Origin of the sequence: Tannerella sp., from assembly GCF_030528505.1 — a bacterium.
Classification (GTDB): Bacteria; Bacteroidota; Bacteroidia; order Bacteroidales; family Tannerellaceae; genus Tannerella.
On record NZ_JAUMYS010000028.1, the window covers coordinates 1 to 19,770 of the forward strand.

19 protein-coding genes and 1 tRNA gene are annotated in these 19,770 nt (G+C 47.2%); 9 read left to right on the forward strand and 11 right to left on the reverse strand.

The window, feature by feature from the left end; genetic code table 11:
* Nucleotides 1-272 precede the first annotated feature (272 nt).
* The 4 genes from Q4A89_RS05965 to Q4A89_RS05980 are packed head-to-tail and all read left to right on the forward strand — an operon-like array spanning nucleotide 273 to nucleotide 3,318.
* Nucleotides 273-500: a hypothetical protein gene (locus tag Q4A89_RS05965; protein WP_124751670.1), complete on the forward strand. Its 228-nt coding sequence runs from the start codon at nucleotides 273-275 to the stop codon at nucleotides 498-500.
* A gap of 57 nt (nucleotides 501-557) precedes the next feature.
* Nucleotides 558-1,304, forward strand: coding sequence for a glycoside hydrolase family 16 protein (locus Q4A89_RS05970; RefSeq protein ID WP_303184349.1), 747 nt, complete (start codon nucleotides 558-560; stop codon nucleotides 1,302-1,304).
* Nucleotides 1,305-1,307: 3 nt separating this feature from the next.
* Nucleotides 1,308-2,000 carry a DUF5020 family protein gene (locus tag Q4A89_RS05975; protein ID WP_303184326.1) on the forward strand — a complete coding sequence of 231 codons (693 nt, stop codon included), beginning with the start codon at nucleotides 1,308-1,310 and terminating at the stop codon, nucleotides 1,998-2,000.
* A 28-nt stretch (nucleotides 2,001-2,028) separates the two neighbouring features.
* The gene (locus Q4A89_RS05980; RefSeq protein ID WP_124751645.1) at nucleotides 2,029-3,318 is read left to right on the forward strand and encodes an NCS2 family permease; all 1,290 of its coding nucleotides are present in this window, start codon (nucleotides 2,029-2,031) and stop codon (nucleotides 3,316-3,318) included.
* Between the two features lie 22 nt (nucleotides 3,319-3,340).
* Here Q4A89_RS05980 and Q4A89_RS05985 read toward each other — a convergent pair whose 3' ends face one another.
* Genes Q4A89_RS05985 through Q4A89_RS05995 form a run of 3 tightly spaced genes read right to left on the reverse strand, consistent with a single transcriptional unit; the run spans nucleotide 3,341 to nucleotide 6,013 of the window.
* Nucleotides 3,341-4,435, reverse strand: coding sequence for an endonuclease/exonuclease/phosphatase family protein (locus tag Q4A89_RS05985; protein WP_303184327.1), 1,095 nt, complete (start codon nucleotides 4,433-4,435; stop codon nucleotides 3,341-3,343).
* A 2-nt stretch (nucleotides 4,436-4,437) separates the two neighbouring features.
* A complete protein-coding gene (locus Q4A89_RS05990; RefSeq protein ID WP_303184328.1) occupies nucleotides 4,438-5,322 on the reverse strand; it encodes a rhomboid family intramembrane serine protease in 885 nt (294 codons plus the stop codon).
* On the reverse strand, nucleotides 5,303-6,013 hold the full coding sequence (locus tag Q4A89_RS05995) for a rhomboid family intramembrane serine protease (RefSeq protein WP_303184329.1): 711 nt from the start codon (nucleotides 6,011-6,013) through the stop codon (nucleotides 5,303-5,305). The genes Q4A89_RS05990 and Q4A89_RS05995 overlap by 20 nt, the downstream gene beginning before the upstream one ends.
* Nucleotides 6,014-6,219: 206 nt before the next feature.
* On the opposite strand from Q4A89_RS05995, the gene Q4A89_RS06000 reads away from it, so the two are divergent.
* Nucleotides 6,220-6,492, forward strand: a complete 273-nt coding sequence (locus Q4A89_RS06000; protein WP_303184330.1) for an HU family DNA-binding protein — start codon at nucleotides 6,220-6,222, stop codon at nucleotides 6,490-6,492.
* Between the two features lie 230 nt (nucleotides 6,493-6,722).
* On the opposite strand, the gene folB is transcribed toward Q4A89_RS06000, so the two are convergent.
* The gene (gene folB / locus Q4A89_RS06005; RefSeq protein ID WP_303184331.1) at nucleotides 6,723-7,076 is read right to left on the reverse strand and encodes a dihydroneopterin aldolase; all 354 of its coding nucleotides are present in this window, start codon (nucleotides 7,074-7,076) and stop codon (nucleotides 6,723-6,725) included.
* Nucleotides 7,077-7,164: 88 nt separating this feature from the next.
* On the opposite strand from folB, the gene Q4A89_RS06010 reads away from it, so the two are divergent.
* The gene (locus tag Q4A89_RS06010; protein ID WP_303184332.1) at nucleotides 7,165-7,584 is read left to right on the forward strand and encodes a polymer-forming cytoskeletal protein; all 420 of its coding nucleotides are present in this window, start codon (nucleotides 7,165-7,167) and stop codon (nucleotides 7,582-7,584) included.
* Here Q4A89_RS06010 and Q4A89_RS06015 read toward each other — a convergent pair.
* From Q4A89_RS06015 to Q4A89_RS06025, 3 genes are all read right to left on the reverse strand, one after another.
* Nucleotides 7,577-10,270, reverse strand: coding sequence for a 4-alpha-glucanotransferase (locus Q4A89_RS06015; protein WP_303184333.1), 2,694 nt, complete (start codon nucleotides 10,268-10,270; stop codon nucleotides 7,577-7,579). The genes Q4A89_RS06010 and Q4A89_RS06015 overlap by 8 nt on opposite strands.
* Before the next feature lie 10 nt (nucleotides 10,271-10,280).
* On the reverse strand, nucleotides 10,281-12,815 hold the full coding sequence (locus Q4A89_RS06020) for an adenosylcobalamin-dependent ribonucleoside-diphosphate reductase (protein WP_303184334.1): 2,535 nt from the start codon (nucleotides 12,813-12,815) through the stop codon (nucleotides 10,281-10,283).
* 425 nt (nucleotides 12,816-13,240) lie between these two features.
* Nucleotides 13,241-13,411, reverse strand: a complete 171-nt coding sequence (locus Q4A89_RS06025) for a DUF362 domain-containing protein (RefSeq protein WP_303184335.1) — start codon at nucleotides 13,409-13,411, stop codon at nucleotides 13,241-13,243.
* 187 nt (nucleotides 13,412-13,598) lie between these two features.
* Here Q4A89_RS06025 and Q4A89_RS06030 point away from each other — a divergent pair, with 187 nt between their 5' ends.
* Nucleotides 13,599-14,279 carry a porin family protein gene (locus tag Q4A89_RS06030; protein ID WP_303184350.1) on the forward strand — a complete coding sequence of 227 codons (681 nt, stop codon included), beginning with the start codon at nucleotides 13,599-13,601 and terminating at the stop codon, nucleotides 14,277-14,279.
* Here Q4A89_RS06030 and Q4A89_RS06035 read toward each other — a convergent pair.
* From Q4A89_RS06035 to rsfS, 3 genes are read right to left on the reverse strand one after another with little or no spacing between them, the layout of a single operon-like run.
* Nucleotides 14,266-15,117: a phosphatidate cytidylyltransferase gene (locus Q4A89_RS06035; RefSeq protein WP_303184336.1), complete on the reverse strand. Its 852-nt coding sequence runs from the start codon at nucleotides 15,115-15,117 to the stop codon at nucleotides 14,266-14,268. The genes Q4A89_RS06030 and Q4A89_RS06035 overlap by 14 nt on opposite strands.
* 13 nt (nucleotides 15,118-15,130) lie before the next feature.
* Nucleotides 15,131-17,131 (reverse strand): ATP-dependent zinc metalloprotease FtsH, encoded by a 2,001-nt coding sequence (ftsH, locus tag Q4A89_RS06040; RefSeq protein WP_303184337.1) that lies wholly within the window; start codon nucleotides 17,129-17,131, stop codon nucleotides 15,131-15,133.
* Nucleotides 17,132-17,154: 23 nt separating this feature from the next.
* A complete protein-coding gene (gene rsfS / locus Q4A89_RS06045; RefSeq protein ID WP_124751634.1) occupies nucleotides 17,155-17,514 on the reverse strand; it encodes a ribosome silencing factor in 360 nt (119 codons plus the stop codon).
* A 110-nt stretch (nucleotides 17,515-17,624) separates the two neighbouring features.
* Between rsfS and Q4A89_RS06050 the strand changes: the two genes are divergently transcribed.
* Nucleotides 17,625-17,695, forward strand: a tRNA-Gln gene (locus Q4A89_RS06050).
* A 65-nt stretch (nucleotides 17,696-17,760) separates the two neighbouring features.
* On the opposite strand, the gene Q4A89_RS06055 is transcribed toward Q4A89_RS06050, so the two are convergent.
* Nucleotides 17,761-18,876, reverse strand: coding sequence for an acyltransferase family protein (locus Q4A89_RS06055; protein WP_303184338.1), 1,116 nt, complete (start codon nucleotides 18,874-18,876; stop codon nucleotides 17,761-17,763).
* A gap of 370 nt (nucleotides 18,877-19,246) precedes the next feature.
* Between Q4A89_RS06055 and Q4A89_RS06060 the strand changes: the two genes are divergently transcribed.
* Nucleotides 19,247-19,729: a hypothetical protein gene (locus Q4A89_RS06060; protein WP_303184339.1), complete on the forward strand. Its 483-nt coding sequence runs from the start codon at nucleotides 19,247-19,249 to the stop codon at nucleotides 19,727-19,729.
* The last annotated feature ends 41 nt before the right edge of the window (nucleotides 19,730-19,770 follow it).

The window sequence follows — 19,770 nt, forward strand, 5'->3', positions numbered from 1 at the left end:
TCTGAAACCTTGCCGACGAACTTTTTTACCTTTCAGAGAGTTCTGAATGATCTTTTGCTAATGAAAGCTGCTAAAACTCTCTGAATGCTTTTCCTTCCTTTTCTTCGACCGTTTCTCCCGCTTGGCGAAACGTGTCGCGGCCGGTTTTCGTGTTTCTCCTCCTTTCTTTTGTCCGGTCGCGGGGGTAAAGATACATATTTCTGCGGATATATTATACAATGTATAAAAAAAATAACAGGGTAGCGGCATTTTTTTGTTTGTCGGGTGAAGAAATGCCAATAAAATATAATATCTTCGCCCGCAAAATGGGAAAAAGAAAAATCATCTTACGGATATTGTCGGTGTTAATCGTGCTGATTGGCGTGGCGAGCGCGGTCGCTTACTTCGTGTTGCGCCCGGAGAAAGAATGGATGGCGTTTTATGTACTCTGCTGCGGCGGAGTCTTGATCGTCAATCTGATTCTGATGATGATTTTCGCCGCTAAAAATATCCGGAAATAAAAAAACACTGGTATGACGAAACGTGTACTTTGCGCTTTAGGGCTTGTTGCTGTGGTCATGCTCGCCTGTACGGCTTGTTCGGAGAAGGTGGATGACTCGTGGCAGTTGGTGTGGGAAGAAAATTTCGACGGCGATACGTTCGACTTGTCACGCTGGAGTAAAATTCCGCGCGGAAAATCGGACTGGAATAATTATATGAGCGACTTCGATTCGTGCTATCACGTGGGCGGCGGACTGCTTACGCTGCGGGGACTGAACAATTACAGCCTGCCCGAAGATACGGCCCGATTCCTCACCGGCGGACTGTATACGAAAAACAAGGTCGGTTTCGCTCACGGACGCCTCGAAATCCATGCCAAGTTGGGGAACGCCACGGGCGCGTGGCCGGCTTTCTGGCTTCTTCCGTTCGACGGGGCGCAATGGCCCGGAGGCGGCGAAATCGATATCATGGAGCGACTCAACGACGAACGCATCGCCTACCAGACCGTCCATTCGCATTACACGCACGTGCTGAAGGAAACGTATCCGCCTAAAGGAGCTACCGGCGCCATTCGGGCGGACGATTACAATACGTACGCCGTCGAACTGTATCCCGACAGCGTTTCGTTCTACATCAATAACCATCATACGTTTACCTATCCCCGCATCGAAACGGACAAGGAGGGACAATTTCCGTTCGACCGCGAGTTTTACCTGCTGCTCGACATGCAGCTAGGCGGACAATGGGTGGGGCGTGTTGAACCGGCTCATCTGCCGGTCGAGATGCAAATCGACTGGGTGCGCTTTTATCAAAAACGAAAATAAACAATGAAAACGATCATCAAACACGGGCTGCTGGGCGCAGCCCTTTTGCTTTGCGGAGCATTACAGGCACAGAACGTGCAGGTGCATTACGACTTCGGACGGGCCACGAACGACAAGTTAGGCAGCCGTCCGCTTTGGACTACGACCGTCGAAATGTTTAAACCCGACAAATGGGGCAGTACGTTCTTCTTTGTCGATATGGATTACAAGTCGGACGGTGTGGCTTCGGCCTATTGGGAAATCAGCCGCGAACTGAAATTCTGGAAAGGCCCGATCTCGGCGCATCTCGAATATAACGGCGGACTGCCGTTCGTTAAAAACGCGTATCTGGCCGGCCCTACGTACAGCTACAATAACGCTCAGTTCACACGCGGGTTTACGCTCTCGGCCCTGTATAAATACATCCAGAAAGCCAACGAACCGAATAACTTTCAGCTGACGGCCACGTGGTACCTCCATTTTGCCGACGGAAAATGCAGTTTCATGGGATTTGCCGACTGGTGGCGCGAACCGAGTGCCGTGGGCGACTTCGTGTTCCTGAGCGAACCGCAGTTCTGGGTCAACCTGAACCGGTTCAAAGGCGTCGACGAAAAATTTAACCTCAGCTTAGGCAGTGAAGTCGAAGTCAGTTACGATTTCGCCGGACGCGACGGCCTCTTCGTGATTCCTACGCTGGCTATGAAATGGAGCTTCTAAACCGTAACAAAATAATGATTTTACAGCTATGAACTTATCCAAACTCTTCGGGTTCGATCCTCGAACCATGAATGTCAAAACAGAAATACTCGCGGGAATCACGACGTTCCTGACCATGGCCTATATCCTGGCCGTGAATCCGAATATTCTCGGATCGGTAGGGATGGACAAAGGCGCCGTCTTTACGACTACCGCCATCGTGGCCGTGCTGGCTACGCTCGTCATGGCGCTCTACGCCAAAATGCCGTTCGCGCTGGCGCCCGGCATGGGACTTAACGCCTTCTTCGCCTATACGGTCTGCATGACGATGGGCTACAGTTGGCAGTTTGCTCTGGCGGCTGTCTTTATCGAAGGATTGATTTTTATTCTGCTCACGGTAACGAACCTGCGCGATATGATCGTCCATGCCATCCCGGCTTCGCTCCGTAATGCCATCGGACCGGGAATCGGATTGTATATCGCTTTCATCGGGCTGAAAAACGGCGGCGTGATCGTGCATAGCGACGCGACGTTCGTGACGTTGGGTACGATCACCCACGGGGCCGGTCTGCTCTCGGTCATCGGGATCGTGCTGACCAGCGTGCTGCTGATTCTCAATGTGCGCGGCGCCCTGCTGCTCGGTATCCTCGGTACCGCCCTGATCGGCATCCCCATGGGACTGACCGTGTACGGCGGCGTGACGAGCATCCCGCCTTCCATCGCGCCGATTGCCTTTCAGTTCGACTTTTCTCAGCTCTTTACGATCGATATGCTGATCGTCATCTTTACGTTCCTCTTTATCGATATGTTCGATACAATCGGTACCTTGGTGGGCGTATCGACGAAGGCCGGGATGATCAAAGACGGTAAAGTGCCCCGCCTCCGGAAAGCCTTTATGGCCGATGCTCTCGGCACGACTTTCGGGGCCCTGCTGGGCTCGAGTACGGTAACGACCTACGTCGAAAGCGCTTCGGGTGTGGCGCAGGGCGGACGCTCCGGACTGACGGCCTTCACCACGGCCGTCTGCTTTGCCGCGGCCTTGCTCTTCGCGCCGATTTTTCTGGCGATTCCCGGAGCGGCCACGTGCCCCGTGCTCGTCATCGTCGGACTGTTTATGCTCAGCCCCATCAAAGATATCGACTTCGAAGACTATTCCGAAGCGATTCCGGCGTTTATATGTCTTATCCTCATGCCGCTCACGTATAGTATTTCGGACGGTATCCTGATCGGTATCATCAGCTACGTGCTGTTGAACCTGCTCGGCCGGAAATACCGGAAGCTGACCCCGGCCATGTACGTGCTGGCTGTGCTGTTTGTGCTGAAGTATATTTTTATTTGAGAAGAGAGCTCTCCCCCGGAAGCTATTCCGGCTTCAGATAACACCATACCGGGTAATGGTCTGAGAGCTTGACCCGATCGACGGTCGCCCGGTAGGCCGTCATATTGGGCGAATGTAAGATATGATCGATACGGAACCAAAACATGTTTTCGTTATAACTTACGCCCACACCCCGCCCCGATTCGACGTATGCATCCCGCAGCGGTCCTTGTATCCTTCTGCGGGCATACGAGATCGGCGTGTCGTTGAAGTCGCCGCACACAATCAGGTAATCACCTTGCAAGGCGTTGATCTCGTCTGCAATGATATCGGCCTGCTCCGCCCGAATCCGGAAAGCCTGTCCCATCTTCTGCTCCAATGCCCCCCGGATATTGTCGAACGTACCGGTATTGGCGTTGCGGATAAATTCGGAATATTTCGAACGGTCTTCGACCGTAAACTTGAACGACTCTAAATGGTTGTTTACCACAATCACTTTCTTGCCCTTCACATTGAGTTCATGCACCGCCGATCCGTTGAACGAACTGTCGTAACGTATCTTGCGCGAACTGCGTATCGGGTATTTCGAATAAATGGCCAGTCCGGTTGTATAACGCGGATAATGCACGAGCGGCACATGAAAATGGTAAGGATACATGCTCAGCGCCCGGGCGATTTTGTTCTCCGTCAGAATATCGGTATGTCCTTCCAGATATTCCTGCATACAGACGATATCCGCACCCGATTCGGCAATGTACCGGATGATCGGGTTCGGCTGATCGGCCGTATGATCCTTATATCCGAAACACATCACATTATACGTTAATACCTTGATCAGTTCTTCGCGAGGAGGTTGCCCCACCTGTAAATGAAACGGTATGTATTGCTTGACCGGTTTCCAGCAAACCAGAAGGGAGCATAAGATGACGAAGGCATGGTTCCATTTGCGCGTGATCAGCCAGAAGAGCAGAAAGCCGGCGTTGAGGAGCAGAAAAAGCGGGAACGCGAGTCCCAGATAAGCGAACAGCAAATAATCGGCCGGCGATACCAGATCGGAGAATGCCGATAAAAGGAGCAGAAGAACAACGACGCCGTTGAGAATGGCAAGCAAGGTGTGTATGAAACGGAATACTTTCATTTCTACTTCTTACTGGCATCGAACAAAGCTTTTTTCTCTTCGGCCGAAAGGCTCTCGTAGCCGGAACGTTTCAACTTGTCCAAGATCGCATCCAACGCCTGCGATTCGGCCTGTTTGCGTGCACGGTATTCCTGATCCGTCTCCGGCCGTCGCCCGTAGCTTACTTTCATGCGCGGCCGCCGGCTCTTTCGCAAATTGACTATCCGGTCGATCAAACGGTTCAGATAAACCGTCAAGTCTTTTCCCTGCTTGAACCGGAAAGCGAACAGCATCCCCCACAATGCTCCTCCGATATGGGCGATATGCCCGCCGGCATTGTCGGACGTGATCGAGAGAAAATCGATGATGAAGGCGAAAAGGGCAAGGTAGAGCAGCCGTATCCGCCCGATAAACATCAGCCGAAGTTCGTAATCTTTGCGGTAGAACGAAACGGCGAAGACAATGGCCATGACCGAGGCCGAAGCGCCCATCAGAAAAGCAAGCGTCTCCCTGTTACGGAAATACGGAAAAAAATGATAGGCCAGCATATACATCAAGGCGCCGGCTATCCCGCCCGAAATATAGATGCCCGTCAACTGTCGCCCGTTGAAAAACTCCATCGCGATACGGCCGAACCAGTATAACCACAACATGTTGAACAGCAGATGCAGGAAGTCCGTGTGCAAAAACATGTAGGTCAGTAAGGTCCACGGTCTGTAGAGAAGTACCGCGAACGAAGACGGAAGTTGCAGGTAAGTGAGAAAGGTGCCGGAGTCGATCTCGAAGAGTTGCAGACCGACAATGGCCAGCCGGACAAGCAGGAATATCCCTACATTAATATATATAAGTTTCGTGAGAATATTTCCTTCGGCAAACGATTGTTTGATTCTAATAAAAAAATTGTCCATGGTCTCTATTTTTCTTTTTCCAATACAGAATCAGGAAAAATCCGAACAGCATCCCTCCCAGGTGGGCAAAGTGAGCCACATTGTCGTTGCTGAAATTAGAGACTCCCATAAACAACTCGATCAACCCATATCCGATCACAAAATATTTGGCTTTGATGGGAATCGGTATGAACATGAGATACAAAGGCGCGTTGGGAAAGAGCATGCCGAAAGCGAGCAAAATACCGAACACAGCTCCGGAGGCTCCGATCGTTACGAGCGCGCTTACTCCCGGGTCCATCGCAATTTGTTGCGAGATGGAAATGCCGTTCGCGACGGCCAGCGAGTGAATCTGGTAAAGCCAGGTCAACTCCTGTACCAGAGCGGCGCCGATACCGGTCACCAGATAGAAGGTCAGAAAGCGTTTCGCTCCCCAAGTGACTTCCAGAATCCGTCCAAACATGAAAACTGCGAACATGTTGAAGAAAATATGTCCGAACGAACCGGTATCATGCATGAACATGTATGTGATCAATTGATGTAATTTGAATCCTTTTGTCCCGGGGAAATGGAGTCCTAACCAGTCGATCAGGTCTATGCCGAATTTGGGTAATACTAAGGTCGCCAGCCAACACAGAGCGTTAATTATAATTAAATTCTGAGTCACCGGAGGGATGCTTTGAGCCAGTCCGAATCTGTTTTGCCTTGTCATCTGTTTCTTGTTTTGAGGCAAAAATAATGCATATTTTTGGCTTTTGCACTTGATTTTAGTAGAAAATTGTGTTTTCGGAGAAAAAAATGTCTTGTTTTTATCTGTAATCGAATTTTAAAACTATATTTGAGCCGTCAAATAAAATAAAAGGATAAAACTGGTAGATTATTGATTAAAACTTTTTATTACTTTTTAATTACAACATTATGAACAAAACAGAATTTATTGATGCTGTTGCCGCAAAAGCGGGCTTAAGCAAAGTGGACGGAAAAAAAGCCGTTGAAGCTATGATCAAAACGATTCAGGGCGAGATGAAGAAAGGCGAAAAAGTGTCCATTTTAGGATTCGGTTCTTTTTCGGTGGTAAAGAAGGCCGCTCGCAAAGGTGTGAATCCGCAGACGAAGAAAGCAATTAACATCCCGGCTCGTGAAGTAGTTAAATTCAAGCCGGGCGCTACTTTGGCTAAAGCGGTTAAGTAAGAAGACGTTTCTTTTCTTAAAGAAGAGGGTGTGTCGAAACGCAATGTTTGGGCACACCCTCTTTAGGTGTGTAAGAAAGGGTGAAATTGGGGGGCGCTAAGGATGAGGGCGAGGGAGCATACTAAGGTATGTGACCGAGCTCACATTCCGCAAGCAACGAAGCAGTTCGCCCGTTATGACACACCGCTTTTTTGTTTTACCGTACAAGCACGTTTTTGTTGCGTCGTTTCTTACTCTTCAAGTATTACCGATGCGCTTTGCACTTCACCTCCCAACGGAGGAGATAACTTCGAAATCTTCAGTCTAATTCCGGACAGTCCGGGGAAACGTGTTTTCAACGCAGCTGAAATCCGTCCGGCTACATGCTCGAGTAATTGCGACGGTACTGCCATTTCTGCTTTTACAAGCTCATATACGTCTGCGTAGCTGACGGTGTCGGTCAACAGGTCGGTTTGTAAAGATTGGAGATGCGACATCGAAAAAGACAGATCGACCACAAATTCTCCTCCTACCCGTCTTTCCTGCGGCAAAACCCCATGATAAGCATGGAATTTCATACCTTGTAATTCAATTTTTCCCTTCATACGTGTTAATTTGTCTGTAAAAATAAGCGAAAAAACTTTCTTTGAAAAGAATAATATCTATATTTGCGACAAACCAAATTAAAAAAACATGGTACGCACAAAAAATGAAGAAATACCTATTAGCAGCGGAGGAGTACATAACGTATTAGCTGCCGGAACAATTGTGACAGGAAGCATCGCTTCGGATTCTGATTTTCGTTTGGACGGACGAATCGAAGGCGATATCAATTGCAAAGGAAAAATCGTCATTGGCCCCAAAGGCAGTATCGTAGGAAACATCATCTCGGATAATGCGGAGATATTGGGGGATGTCGAAGGTTCGATTCGCATCAAGGAAAAGCTGGTTTTTAAATCTACCGCCATTATCAAAGGAGATATTTATACACAGACGCTCGAAATTGAGCCGGGGGCTCACTTTAACGGAACGTGTACGATGTCCGGCAAAAACCAAATGGACGGCATACCGGCATCCGGAAACAAAAAACCAAACGTTACTCCAATTAAGTAATCGTATTTGTGCGATGACTCCGTGAGAGCATCGCACAGATTTTTCGATTGAAATCGGAGGCTTGCAAAAGCTGTTCGAGCGAAATGTGTATGCGGTAGCACCAGTAATGATCCGGATCAGCCGGGATATTGATGCGCTCTTGTCGGGCATCTTTTCGTCTCAATTTATCGTCTATGGCCAGCCAATCCTGCAAAGGAAGGATGGTCAGCATGGAATGTGCGTGCAGATGCTCCGTGATTATTTGCTCGGCTATTTTGCTTGTACACTCGTTTGTCGTCGATTCAGTCCCCTGTAAGACAGACTGAGCATATCGTTGCGTACGTTGCGGTTCTTCTTTCCACCATGTACGCAAAGGGCTCATATCGTGTGTTGAAGTTGTGCAGACAGAGTAGTAAGGCACCGTTTTCAAGTCGGAAAATTCCTGCCCGAAGGCTTTGGATATGCGGCCCAACTCCAAACTCAGGATATGGAGTTCTTCCATCACTTCGTGTACGGAATCGGGAATCATTCCTAAATCTTCTCCGCACACCAACATCTCTGTCGTTGCAACCAAGGGACGGAGTCTGTTTAACGCCGTCGCTTTCCAGAAGTCATGATGCCGTACGTAAAAAAAGTAAGCATAGAGCTTGTTGAAAGCCGTTTTCTCCGCTTCCGTCAGTTCCTGATACCGGTATGACTGCGAGGCCGAGATGCGCGGATGATATTTTCGGGATTCGTAGGGGTCTTCCACAAAAAGCACTTCATTGGCCAGCGCATAGAGACCGGATTGCATCTGTCGGGACGCTTTGTCTTCATGCCCTTCGAAGAGTGCCTGTATTTTTCGTTGGGTATCACAAAACGGATTCAGCATCATGTGTTCCGCATCGATGGGAGAGAGGTAATGATCGATAACCACTTCCGTTTGCTCACCGAATAACTCCGACAGGTATTTCCGGTGAATTACCGCTGACGTATATTCCTTTCTGAACGTCAGGCCGTACGATTCGATTTCACCGACGGTCAACGGCAATGCCGGTCGAAAGTGACCGCACAGTCCCTGTACATAATCGAGGGGAATTTCCCAGATGCGAAAGAACCCGAGAATATGGTCGATACGAAAACTGTCGAAATAATCGCTCATCTTACCGAAGCGCCTCTTCCACCACGCGAACCCGTCTTTTTCCATGATCTCCCAATTATAGGTCGGGAAAGACCAGTTTTGCCCCATAGCTGAGAAATCATCGGGGGGAGCGCCTGCTTGACCGTTCATGTTAAAGTAACGGGTATCTGTCCATGCTTCCACACTCGTTCGGTGAATACCGATCGGCAAGTCTCCTTTCAGAATGATCCCTTTTTGGCGGGCATAGTTCGAAACAGCTTGAAATTGGGTATGCAAGACGTATTGTAAGAAATAGACGTATGCGATTTCCGGGTAAGCCGGGCCGTTTTCGGCGCACAGTTTGTCAATCCGCAATGGGTTGTATATCGCATCTTTTTCCCATTTGGAAAAATCGGCCGTGCGATATTGGTCACGTAAATAACAAAATGCCGCGTATGGAGTCAGCCACTTCCGGTTGCCTTCCCAAAAACGCTTGAAATCGTTGCCCGATAAGACGGTTACACCTTCTTGTTCAAAGAAAGCCCGGCAATACGCCGTCTTGTAACGTTCAACCGCTTCGTAATCGACATCTTCCCTGTTGTTCAGCGTAATTTGCTTCTCTCGAAAATAGGCCATCCGCTCCGGATCGTTGAGGATGCCCATGTCGTATAGCGAGATATACATCGGGTGCAGGGCATAAATCGAGATGGCACTGTAAGGATAAGAGTCTCTCCACGTATGGGTACGGGTGGTGTCGTTCATCGGGAGTACTTGAATGACGCATTGCTTTGTCTGTTCCGCCCAATCGATGAGTAATTGCAGGTCATGCAGGTCGCCGACTCCAAAACTCTGCTCCGAACGTAACGAAAAAACAGGGATGACGGTTCCTGCTCCTTTCCACTCCGGCAAATCTTCGCGATACGGATATTCTGAAATCACGGTGATCTCGGATGTCTCTGACGGTGCCTCTCTCAGTACACGGTTACTTCCTTTTTCCCAATGGCAGACCTGCTTCGTTTCATCACAAACGAAAAATTTGTACTCAAACGGATAACGGATCTCATCGGCATTGAGGTAAACTTCCCATTCCGCAGCACCGCACGGACGTAGAAGTTTCGCTTGTGTCGTATCCCAATGCCCGAGGCATGCTTGATTGCCGGCAAGAGCTACGCGCTGATTCTTCTGCACCCGAGGGTTCGGAAGCCGGATGATCAGGCAGCGATCGGGCTGCTCATAAATCGGTTCGGACTCGTTATGAGCAAACAGATTCTTCGTGAACGCCGAAGTGTACAGCGCGATATTCTTCGGTTCTTCGCGCCAATAGTCATACAAACAGAAACTTGACGCAATACGGTCGAAAACGATGCGATGTTTTCGATCCCACGGCTCGGTGGTCACTTTGCCGTCTATATCCGTCAGTATATAGTGATACTCGATTTCGGCTATGTCGTCGGGCAGTTCGAGCTGCAACGACCAATGTTCGCCATCTGTACAAGCCATTTCTTTCGCCATGACCGGCTCGCCCCCCCCCAGTTCGGGAATGGAACCACATACGCGCATCTTCTGTTGCCGGTATGTCCGGTAACCGATATGAAAGGATAGGTTCATCGCTCAATGTCTATCCGCACCGCGAGGCGCCACAGTTTTTGCAGATCAGGCAGCCTTCTTGATAAACGAGGGTTTCGTAGTCGCAGTTCGGGCATTTCTGTCCTTTCAGTTCCGTACCGTTGGGCAGGTATTTTTTCAATGCGCGTGCCACGCCGTTTTTCCACGTGTTAATCGATTCATTATTCAGCTCCATCTCCTGTACCAGCTTGATGACCTGACTGATGGGCATCCCATAGCGTAAAACGCCCGAAATCAGTTTGGCATAATTCCAATATTCGGGTTCGAATTTGCTGTCCAGACCTTCGAGCGTCATCTTAAAACCACGCTTGTTCTTAAACTGAAAGTCATAATGCTTGCGTCCGTCCGCGTCGTAGCTTTTGATAATGCTTCCTTTTTCTACTGTTTTCGGCAGCATGATGCCTTCTTCGTCATCGGCCAGACCGGTAAAAATTTCGTACGGACGTCCGTTCATCAATCCGACGAAGGCGATCCATTTTTCACGATTGTTCTGGAACTTCACCACATCGGCTTCCAGCTCCTTCGGACGTGTCGAGACAATGACCGGGGGCTCCATGCAGTCTTCGTTTTTCTTCTTCTTTTCTGTCGACAGCAATACCCCCGAGCGTGATCCGTCGCGATAAACCGTACATCCTTTGCAGCCCGAACGCCATGCTTCTACATATAATTTATCGACCATTTCTTCCGACACGTCGTTCGGCAGATTGATCGTCACGCTAATCGAATGATCGACCCATTTCTGGATACGTCCCTGCATGCGTACTTTTTGTACCCAATCCACATCGTTCGACGTTGCTTTGTAATAAGGGGAGTGCGCAACGAGATTGTCGATTTCCTCTGTGGTGTATTTCTTTGTTGCCGAATAGCCGTTAGCCAGCATCCACGTGACGAATTTGTGATGAAAGACGATATATTCTTCGAAAGCATCGCCCGTTTCGTCTACATAATCTATATGCACATCTGCGTCGTTCGGATTGACTTTACGCCGACGTTTGTAAACCGGTAAGAATACGGGTTCAATGCCCGAAGTGGTTTGGGTCATCAGGCTGGTCGTGCCGGTCGGTGCGATGGTCAGACACGCGATGTTGCGACGCCCATATTTTACCATGTCGTCATACAAGGCGGGAGATTCTTTCTTTAATCGCAAGATAAACGGATTACGCTCTTCGCGTTTGGCGTCGTAAATTTCGAAGGCACCGCGTTCTTTGGCCATTTCGACCGACGAGCCATAGGCTGCCAGCGCCAGCGTCTTTTGAATCTTTTCCGCGAAGTTGGTTGCTTCTTCTGTTCCATACCGCAGGTTCAAAGCCGCCAACATATCGCCTTCGGCCGTGATTCCAACTCCCGTACGCCTTCCGGCCAATGTCTTTTGCTGAATTCTCTGCCACAGCTCACGTTCCGTACGCTTGATATCCTCTCCTTCCGGGTCGGAGGCGATTTTTTCCAGAATCTTTTCAATCTTCTCCGATTCCAGATCGATAATGTCGTCCATGATGCGTTGTGCCAGCGCAACGTGTTTTTTAAACAGATCGAAGTCGAAATAAGCGTCACGACTGAACGGGTTCACAACATACGAGTAGAGGTTAATCGCCAGCAGCCGGCAGCTGTCATACGGGCAAAGCGGTATTTCGCCGCACGGATTAGTTGAGACCGTACGGAAGCCTAAGTCGGCATACGAGTCGGGCACTGATTCCCTAAGAATCGTATCCCAGAATAACACCCCCGGTTCGGCGGATTTCCAGGCATTATGAATGATTTTTTTCCATAGTGACCTTGCATCGATAAGCTTCGTAACCATCGGATTGTCTCCGGCAATCGGGTATTGCTGGTGATACATGGAACCGCTCACCACAGCTTCCATAAATTCGTCGTCGATTTTGACGGACACGTTCGCTCCCGTTACTTTTCCTTCCGTCATTTTCGCATCGATAAACGATTCGGCGTCGGGATGTTTGATGGAAACACTTAACATCAACGCGCCGCGCCGCCCATCCTGAGCGACTTCGCGTGTCGAATTCGAATACCGCTCCATAAAAGGCACCAGTCCAGTGGAAGTAAGCGCCGAGTTTTTTACGGGCGAACCTTTCGGGCGAATATGCGATAAATCATGCCCCACACCTCCTCGACGTTTCATTAGTTGCACCTGTTCTTCATCAATGCGAATCACCGCGCCGTACGAATCGGCATTACCTTCTACGCCAACTACGAAACAGTTTGACAACGAGGCGATCTGAAAATCGTTGCCGATGCCCGTCATCGGACTTCCCTGTGGTACGATGTATCGGAAGTGATCGAAAAGTTCGAACAGTTCCTGCTCCGACAACGGATTCGGATATTTTGCTTCCGTACGGGCAATCTCTCTGGCCAGACGACGGTGCATGTCTGTGGGAGTTTGTTCGTAAATATTTCCGAACGCGTCTTTCAGCGCATATTTATTTACCCAGACTTTTGCAGCCAATTCATCACCCGTGAAATAATCTAACGATGCTTGGTAAGCCTCGTCGAAAGTGTACGTTTTCAAGCCCATATCTCTTCTGTTTATTTGTTGTCTTCTTTGGGGTACAAAAGTAGTTATTCTTTATTTTCTTTGCTAAATTATTCTATGAAAAAAGATGTGGATGTTGAAAAGTTTTCTGATTTCATATGTTAGTTTGTTTTATATAAGTAGATTGAGTTTTTCCAATTTGTAGAAAGTTTTCCGAAAAGAAAAATATGATGCTTTATAGAGTGCTCCAAATTGTCTAACTTTGCTTTTGCGTTCATTGCTTTTGGGGGGGACAGGTTTCATCGTTACAAAATTAAGATGTCGCTTGTGGAAAGGAGGAGAGGGGATGATGGATTTTTTTCGGCGCGACGGGTTGCTCAAGGTCGGTTGCAATCTACAAGAAAAAAACGTAGAGTAAGGAATGAATCACATACTCTACGCTTTGGTTTTTTAGCTTTTCTTCTTGATTAAGCCCCCGGGCTGATTGCACTCGTCGGACATGCTTCTGCGCATGTTCCACAATCGGTGCATACTTCCGGATCGATGCGGTAGATATCTCCCTCAGAAATTGCTTCTACCGGACATTCATCAATACATGTACCACATGCAATACAATCTTCACTAATTACGTAAGCCATTTTCTTTTATTTTTTAAAGTTAAAACAATGCAAAAGTAAACGATTCTTCCGATTAAAAAAAATGTTTGTCTCTTTTTATTCTCTTTTTTATTACTTCGTTTGCTGCAATAACTTTTTTCTTCTTCCGTTATTCATACAAATTAGAAGCAAATTGAAACGAAGCACATTGATTATATTATCGGCATGGATGATGGCTGTTTCGAGTCTTTACGCTCAGCGACAAAGACCCAAGAATCAACCGTATGCCGATATGAAGCGGTATCATTTCGGGTTTCATGTCGGGATGCATACCCAGGATTTGATTTTAACGCATTCGGGGGTGACGACGTCTGACGGAAGAACGTGGTTTGCCGAAATTCCCTCTTATTCGCCCGGATTCAGTGTCGGAGTGATTGGAAATTTATATATCAATCAATATTTGAATCTGCGTTTTACGCCTACCGTTCACTTTGGCGATAAGAAGTTTACTTTTATTGACGCACGGACCGCCAACTCGCAAGCTACGTTTACCACTTCGATCCGATCGAATTATCTTGCCTTGCCGCTCGATCTGAAATATACGGCGGTGCGACTCAATAACTATCGTCCTTACTTGCTTGGCGGGGTTTTTACCCATTTCGACATGGGGCGTAAAAAAGAAACTCCGGTTTTGTTAAAACCATTGGATTATGGAGTAGAGATTGGGTTTGGATGTGATATTTATTTGCCTTATTTTAAGTTGTGTCCCGAGTTGAAGTTTTGTTTCGGACTGGCTGATGTACTGCAAAAAGACCGCAGTGATTTGATCAGTGAGTCGGATCGGGTGTATACTGAGGCACTGTCGAAAGCTACTTCACGTTTGATCGTGCTGACGTTTAATTTTGAATGAAAAATCTCAGATAAACCCAGATGGCGGGCGTGGCCAGCATCATGCTGTCGAAGCGGTCTAATATGCCACCATGTCCCGGAAGAAGCGTTCCGGAGTCCTTGACGCCGTAGGTACGTTTTATCAGCGACTCAACGAGATCTCCCCACGTGCCGAATATCACGATAATCGTTGCAAAAGCGATCCAGTGATACCAGTTCACCGCCGGATAAAAATAAGCCAACGTCAACGCTGCCATCCACGCAATGACAAGCCCGCCGGCGAATCCTTCCCATGATTTCAGCGGAGAAACACGCGGGAACATCCGTCGTTTGCCGAATGTCGTGCCCACCAGATAAGCGCCGGTATCATTGAGCCAGATAAAAATAAAGATAAACAGTCCATAATAAGGGTAATATGCTTTGTCTGTCGGATCAAACATTACAAAGTTTAGCATGGAAAACAGTCCGGAACCATAGAACTGCAAGAAGAATGTCGTAGCCCAACGGTTTACCGGATTTTCTTCTTTATGGTATAAGCCTGCAATCAAGACGAAGATCAGAAAAAGCAAATATGGCGCATAAATTATTTCTGATGCCTGTCCGCTTGCGTAGAAAAAAGAAGCGGCAAAAAGATATATTCCTCCAGCGATTTCCAACCATCGGAAGAAGGACTTTTTATAATGTGAGGCGGAGGTTTCCGTTCCGTTGCTATGCCTTATGAGTACTTGAAACTCGTGCAGGGAAAGACCTACGACAAGCGTAAACAAGGCGAGGAAAGTATACGGATGTAGCGTCATCGCAAGTACGATGACGGCTACATACACAATTCCGGTTACTGTTCTGACGAATAATTTTTTCAAAGTACAGCGTCTTTTAAAAGCCCACTTTCGTTTTCGTCTTTTTTGCCGATTCCGGCATAGGAGGCAGCTGGAGCGTTGACGCATCTTGCTGATCCATAATTTCCTGTGAACGTGAAATCCAGGGTCGTTTGCCAAAAATCGCTTCCAAATCTTCCGAATAGATAACTTCGGCTACCAGTAGTTTTTCGGCCAATTGATTGTGTTGTTCAGCATGCTCGGTTAGAATGCGTTTGGCGCGTTCAAACTGTTCGTTAATCATACCCTGCACTTCTTTATCGATCAATTGTGCCGTTTCCTCACTGTAGGGTTTCGTAAAGCCCCATTCTTGCCCGGTCGAATCATAATAATTCAGGTTTGGCAGTCGCTCGCTCATACCGAAATAGGTGACCATGGCATATGCTTGTTTGGTAACACGCTCCAGGTCGTTCGAAGCTCCGGTAGAGATTTCGCCGAGGAAAACTTCTTCTGCCGCGCGTCCGCCAAGCGTCGCACACATTTCGTCTAACAGTTGGTCGCGCGTGGTAATCTGTCGCTCTTCCGGCAGGTACCATGCCGCTCCAAGCGCCTTCCCTCTGGGGACAATGGTTACTTTGACGAGCGGGTTCGCATGTTCCAGCAACCAACTGATGGAAGCGTGGCCGGCCTCGTGATAGGCTATGCTTTTACGTTCCCTCGCGGTAGTGATTCTTGTCCGCTTTTCCAGACCACCGATGATCCGGTCAACGGCATTCATAAAATCTTCTTTCTGTACGAAATTTTTTCCGTTTCGAGCAGCAATCAGCGCGGCTTCGTTGCATACGTTGGCAATATCTGCTCCTGAGAAGCCCGGTGTCTGGCGTGCCAGAAAATCGGTATCGACCGATGAATCGATTTTAATCGGGCGAAGATGTACGCCAAAGATTTCTTTCCGTTCGTTCAGATCAGGTAGTTCGACATGGATTTGACGATCGAAACGTCCCGCACGCAATAGCGCTTTGTCGAGCACATCGGCGCGGTTCGTGGCGGCGAGGATAATCACCCCGCTGTTCGACCCGAAGCCGTCCATTTCGGTCAGCAACTGGTTCAGCGTGCTTTCACGTTCATCATTGCTTGTCATATTGGCATTCTTACCGCGAGCTCGTCCAACGGCATCGATCTCGTCGATAAACACGATACAAGGCGCTTTTTCTTTTGCCTGACGAAATAAATCGCGCACACGCGAGGCACCGACCCCGACAAACATTTCTACAAAGTCCGAACCGGAGAGGGAGAAAAACGGGACATGTGCTTCGCCAGCTACAGCCTTGGCTAAGAGTGTTTTTCCTGTTCCCGGAGGCCCTACCAACAAAGCCCCTTTGGGAATTTTTCCACCTAATTCGGTATATTTTCCCGGATTTTTGAGGAACGAAACGATTTCTTCTACTTCCTGTTTGGCTTCGACGAGTCCGGCCACGTCTTTAAATGTCACTTTGACATGCGAATTTTTATCGAAGAGTTGTGCCTTTGATTTTCCTACGTTGAAAACACCGCCCGGTCCTCCGGTTGCTCCTCCCGCCATGCGGCGCATAAAGAACAGCCACAGTAAAATGATGATAATGAAAGGCCCGATAGATATGAGTAAGTTCCACAGCGTATCATCTCCTTCCTTGAAACTTAACTGTGCCGAGATTTGTTTTTCGGCCACCATTTTGTCGTAAAAATCTGAGAACTTATCGGCCGAAGGGATTTTGACATACACCTTTGCTTCGGTACCGAACTGTTCTTCTTCGCGGGTAAAAATCCGTTTCCGGTGGTCACTCTTGACAGTCGCCTCCAAAAGGTTTTTGCGATTGTGGACGACCATTTTGTCGAACACATCGTCGGCAGCTAACTGCTGAAATTCCGTCCATCCCAACTCCTTCGAAGCCGAGAAATCGTTCATCAGATACAGTCCCATCAGGGCGACAAAAACAATTCCGTACATCCAATACAGGTTGAAACGGAATTTAGGCTTGTTGCCGTTATTGTTTTTCGGCAAATGATTTTTTTCTTCCATATATTTATATTAAGCCGAAAAGTTCAGTCTAAATCGGGAATGGCTTTAATCTTCGAATCGGCCCATAGATTTTCCAGATTATAAAACGAGCGTTGTTCGGGCATAAAGATATGAACAAGAACCGTGCCATAATCCATGCCGATCCATTGTGCATTTCGGTTGCCATCCATCGAGAGCGGTTTCTCGCCGGCATCTGTGCGGACGATATCCCAAACGGAATCGGAGAGTGACGAGACCTGTGTCGGACTGTTTCCCTCACAAATGACCATATATTCGCAAATCGCTCCCGATAATTGACTCATATCTACGGTGACGATTCGTTTTCCTTTTTTTTCTTGCAGCCCCTTAACGACCGCATTGACAAGTGTTTTTGTTTGATTCATTCTTGCTTTTTTCAATTCTGCGGGACAAATATAAGTCATTATTTTTTGGCGGGAAAAAAAATATATGTAATTTTGCACCCGGAAAGAAGAGAAACTCTTTCCTTCTCCATTGTTCTATGGTGTAATGGTAGCACAACAGATTCTGGTCCTGTTTGTCTAGGTTCGAATCCTAGTAGAACAACAATGAAACGTTACATGTTTCCTTATTTTCATTCTTCCCTTCTCTTCTTCAAATATAAAGTGTTTCTACACTTTCAGAAAGATTTGCTTCCGGTATAAAAAGTAAAGGAATAGCCAGCAGGCAGCGATGTATCCGCAGCCGTTGAGAATATTTTCCCATACATCAGGGAATTTCGCGGCAAGTCCTGCGATGAAAAAGTCGGATATATGTTGAAAGTCGATGATACGTTGCGCGAGGTAAATCGTGATCGAATTCATACCAATAACCCGGAAAAAGAATGTCCAGCGGCGATAGTCTTTTACATCGATGATATAATAAAACAGCGCGAACATCATCAGCGAATATCCGGCCAAAACACAGACAAAACTACTTGTCCAAAGTTGTTTATTGATAGGAAAAACCGTATCCCAGAGGTGGCCGATAAGCATCAGTATGATGCCGGCAGAGAGCATATAAAGCGACTTCTTATAGCCTGAGATTTTCTTTTCCGGGCTTTTCACAAACTTTCCGGTTAACATTCCGAGCAGAGCTGTCACAATGGCAGGAAAGGTGCTTAATATTCCTTCGGGATCGAAGTAATTATCGCCGTAGATTAATTTGCCCGGAAGCATGATACGGTCTATCGTTCCGACCAAATTATGTTCGAACGAGAATGGATCATCTCCGCCCGGCACAAGCCACAGCAGCAACCAATAGCCGATCAGAATGATCGTAGAAATGACAGTCAGCATTTTCGGTCTGAATTTCATGAAGAGCAGTGCGGCAAACATCCATGCCAATCCAATCCGTCCAAGCACACTTGCACAGCGCAGATCATAAAAGTTCCAGTCGAACAGTCCATTGTAAACCATGCCGAGCAGCACGAGTATAAATCCGCGTTTTATCGCTTTCAAGGCGATCTGCTTTTCTGTGTGTTTACTCGCACGCTGTTTGGCAAGTGAGAACGGGAAAGAAATGCCAGCAATAAAAAGGAATAAAGGGAAAATGGTATCGTGGTGCACCCAGCCGTTCCATTCTACATGCTCCATCTGTGCCGCTATCCATTCGGCTCCTGTAGCACCCGGCCACAGCTGAGAGATAGACTGAATCAGATCGGCCAATCCCATGATAAAAAGCATATCGAAGCCTCGCAGCGCATCGAGTGAGAGTAAGCGCTCTTTTTTATTTATTTTTGTCTTCATGTTGTTTGTATGACTCAATGTTAATTTCATGGACGCAAAAGTAGCTTTTTTCTTTCATATTGTCTCTTTGCGACTGTCTTTTTGTTCAGTTTTTTATTGGTTGTTTCATTATGGCAGTTTATCAGATAGATACATTGCATAAACGGTTTGTTGTGAAGGCGGACTTAAAATAATGAAATCGGTTATGATCTTAACTTAGTTATTTGATGTTGTTTTAAAAATATCTAAATGTGCGTCTTGGAATCAGAATATACGCAAAGATTTCTATGGCTGTTGTTGAGGCTTTAAATATTTTGCCTCCAAATCATAATAACTTGCAAGTAAATGACGATATAATTAGGAATTTCTTTATCTTTGCCGCATCAAACTTATGAAGTTTAGTATTCAGGCGATAGAAATGAAAAGTTATACATTGCTTTTATTGCTTTTATTGCCTTATTTTGCAGGAAAAAGTCATGCTCAATCGTTGTATGACAGGCAAGAACGGGTGATAGCAACAAAAATAAACAACGCGCAAATCAATATTACCGGATCAACCTTTCTGATCGAAGAAAGGCGAATGATTGAAGTGCTCAATGGAGCGCATCAAGAAGATTTGGGCATGAATTATGCTCGTAAAACGAATGATAACCGGATAGAATACATTAATCGAGAAGATGAATTAGTGGGTTACTATGTTCCCATGGAAAATCGGTTTTATCGTGTAGAACCTCGAAGTGGAAAGGTTGAGCATGTTGCCTTGCTCTATGAGGGACAGATATATACGTTGGATGAGATACCTGTTTTTCGTATAGATGCCGGTTTTCCTTCCGAATGGGTGGGATATGTATTGTTTTTTTTTCTAGGATATTGAATTTGTTACATATAATTAAGTTAAAATAATCAACAAAAATG

Excerpts from the sequence above, each read along its gene's own strand:
- Q4A89_RS05965 (WP_124751670.1), top strand. The coding sequence starts at position 273 with ATGCCAATAAAATATAATATCTTCGCCCGCAAAATGGGAAAAAGAAAA.
- Q4A89_RS05970 (WP_303184349.1), top strand. The coding sequence starts at position 558 with ATGCTCGCCTGTACGGCTTGTTCGGAGAAGGTGGATGACTCGTGGCAG.
- Q4A89_RS05975 (WP_303184326.1), top strand. The coding sequence starts at position 1,308 with ATGAAAACGATCATCAAACACGGGCTGCTGGGCGCAGCCCTTTTGCTT.
- Q4A89_RS05980 (WP_124751645.1), top strand. The coding sequence starts at position 2,029 with ATGAACTTATCCAAACTCTTCGGGTTCGATCCTCGAACCATGAATGTC.
- Q4A89_RS05985 (WP_303184327.1), bottom strand. The coding sequence starts at position 4,435 with ATGAAAGTATTCCGTTTCATACACACCTTGCTTGCCATTCTCAACGGC.
- Q4A89_RS05990 (WP_303184328.1), bottom strand. The coding sequence starts at position 5,322 with ATGGACAATTTTTTTATTAGAATCAAACAATCGTTTGCCGAAGGAAAT.
- Q4A89_RS05995 (WP_303184329.1), bottom strand. The coding sequence starts at position 6,013 with ATGACAAGGCAAAACAGATTCGGACTGGCTCAAAGCATCCCTCCGGTG.
- Q4A89_RS06000 (WP_303184330.1), top strand. The coding sequence starts at position 6,220 with ATGAACAAAACAGAATTTATTGATGCTGTTGCCGCAAAAGCGGGCTTA.
- folB (WP_303184331.1), bottom strand. The coding sequence starts at position 7,076 with ATGAAGGGAAAAATTGAATTACAAGGTATGAAATTCCATGCTTATCAT.
- Q4A89_RS06010 (WP_303184332.1), top strand. The coding sequence starts at position 7,165 with ATGGTACGCACAAAAAATGAAGAAATACCTATTAGCAGCGGAGGAGTA.
- Q4A89_RS06015 (WP_303184333.1), bottom strand. The coding sequence starts at position 10,270 with ATGAACCTATCCTTTCATATCGGTTACCGGACATACCGGCAACAGAAG.
- Q4A89_RS06020 (WP_303184334.1), bottom strand. The coding sequence starts at position 12,815 with ATGGGCTTGAAAACGTACACTTTCGACGAGGCTTACCAAGCATCGTTA.
- Q4A89_RS06025 (WP_303184335.1), bottom strand. The coding sequence starts at position 13,411 with ATGGCTTACGTAATTAGTGAAGATTGTATTGCATGTGGTACATGTATT.
- Q4A89_RS06030 (WP_303184350.1), top strand. The coding sequence starts at position 13,599 with ATGATGGCTGTTTCGAGTCTTTACGCTCAGCGACAAAGACCCAAGAAT.
- ftsH (WP_303184337.1), bottom strand. The coding sequence starts at position 17,131 with ATGGAAGAAAAAAATCATTTGCCGAAAAACAATAACGGCAACAAGCCT.
- rsfS (WP_124751634.1), bottom strand. The coding sequence starts at position 17,514 with ATGAATCAAACAAAAACACTTGTCAATGCGGTCGTTAAGGGGCTGCAA.
- Q4A89_RS06055 (WP_303184338.1), bottom strand. The coding sequence starts at position 18,876 with ATGAAGACAAAAATAAATAAAAAAGAGCGCTTACTCTCACTCGATGCG.
- Q4A89_RS06060 (WP_303184339.1), top strand. The coding sequence starts at position 19,247 with ATGAAGTTTAGTATTCAGGCGATAGAAATGAAAAGTTATACATTGCTT.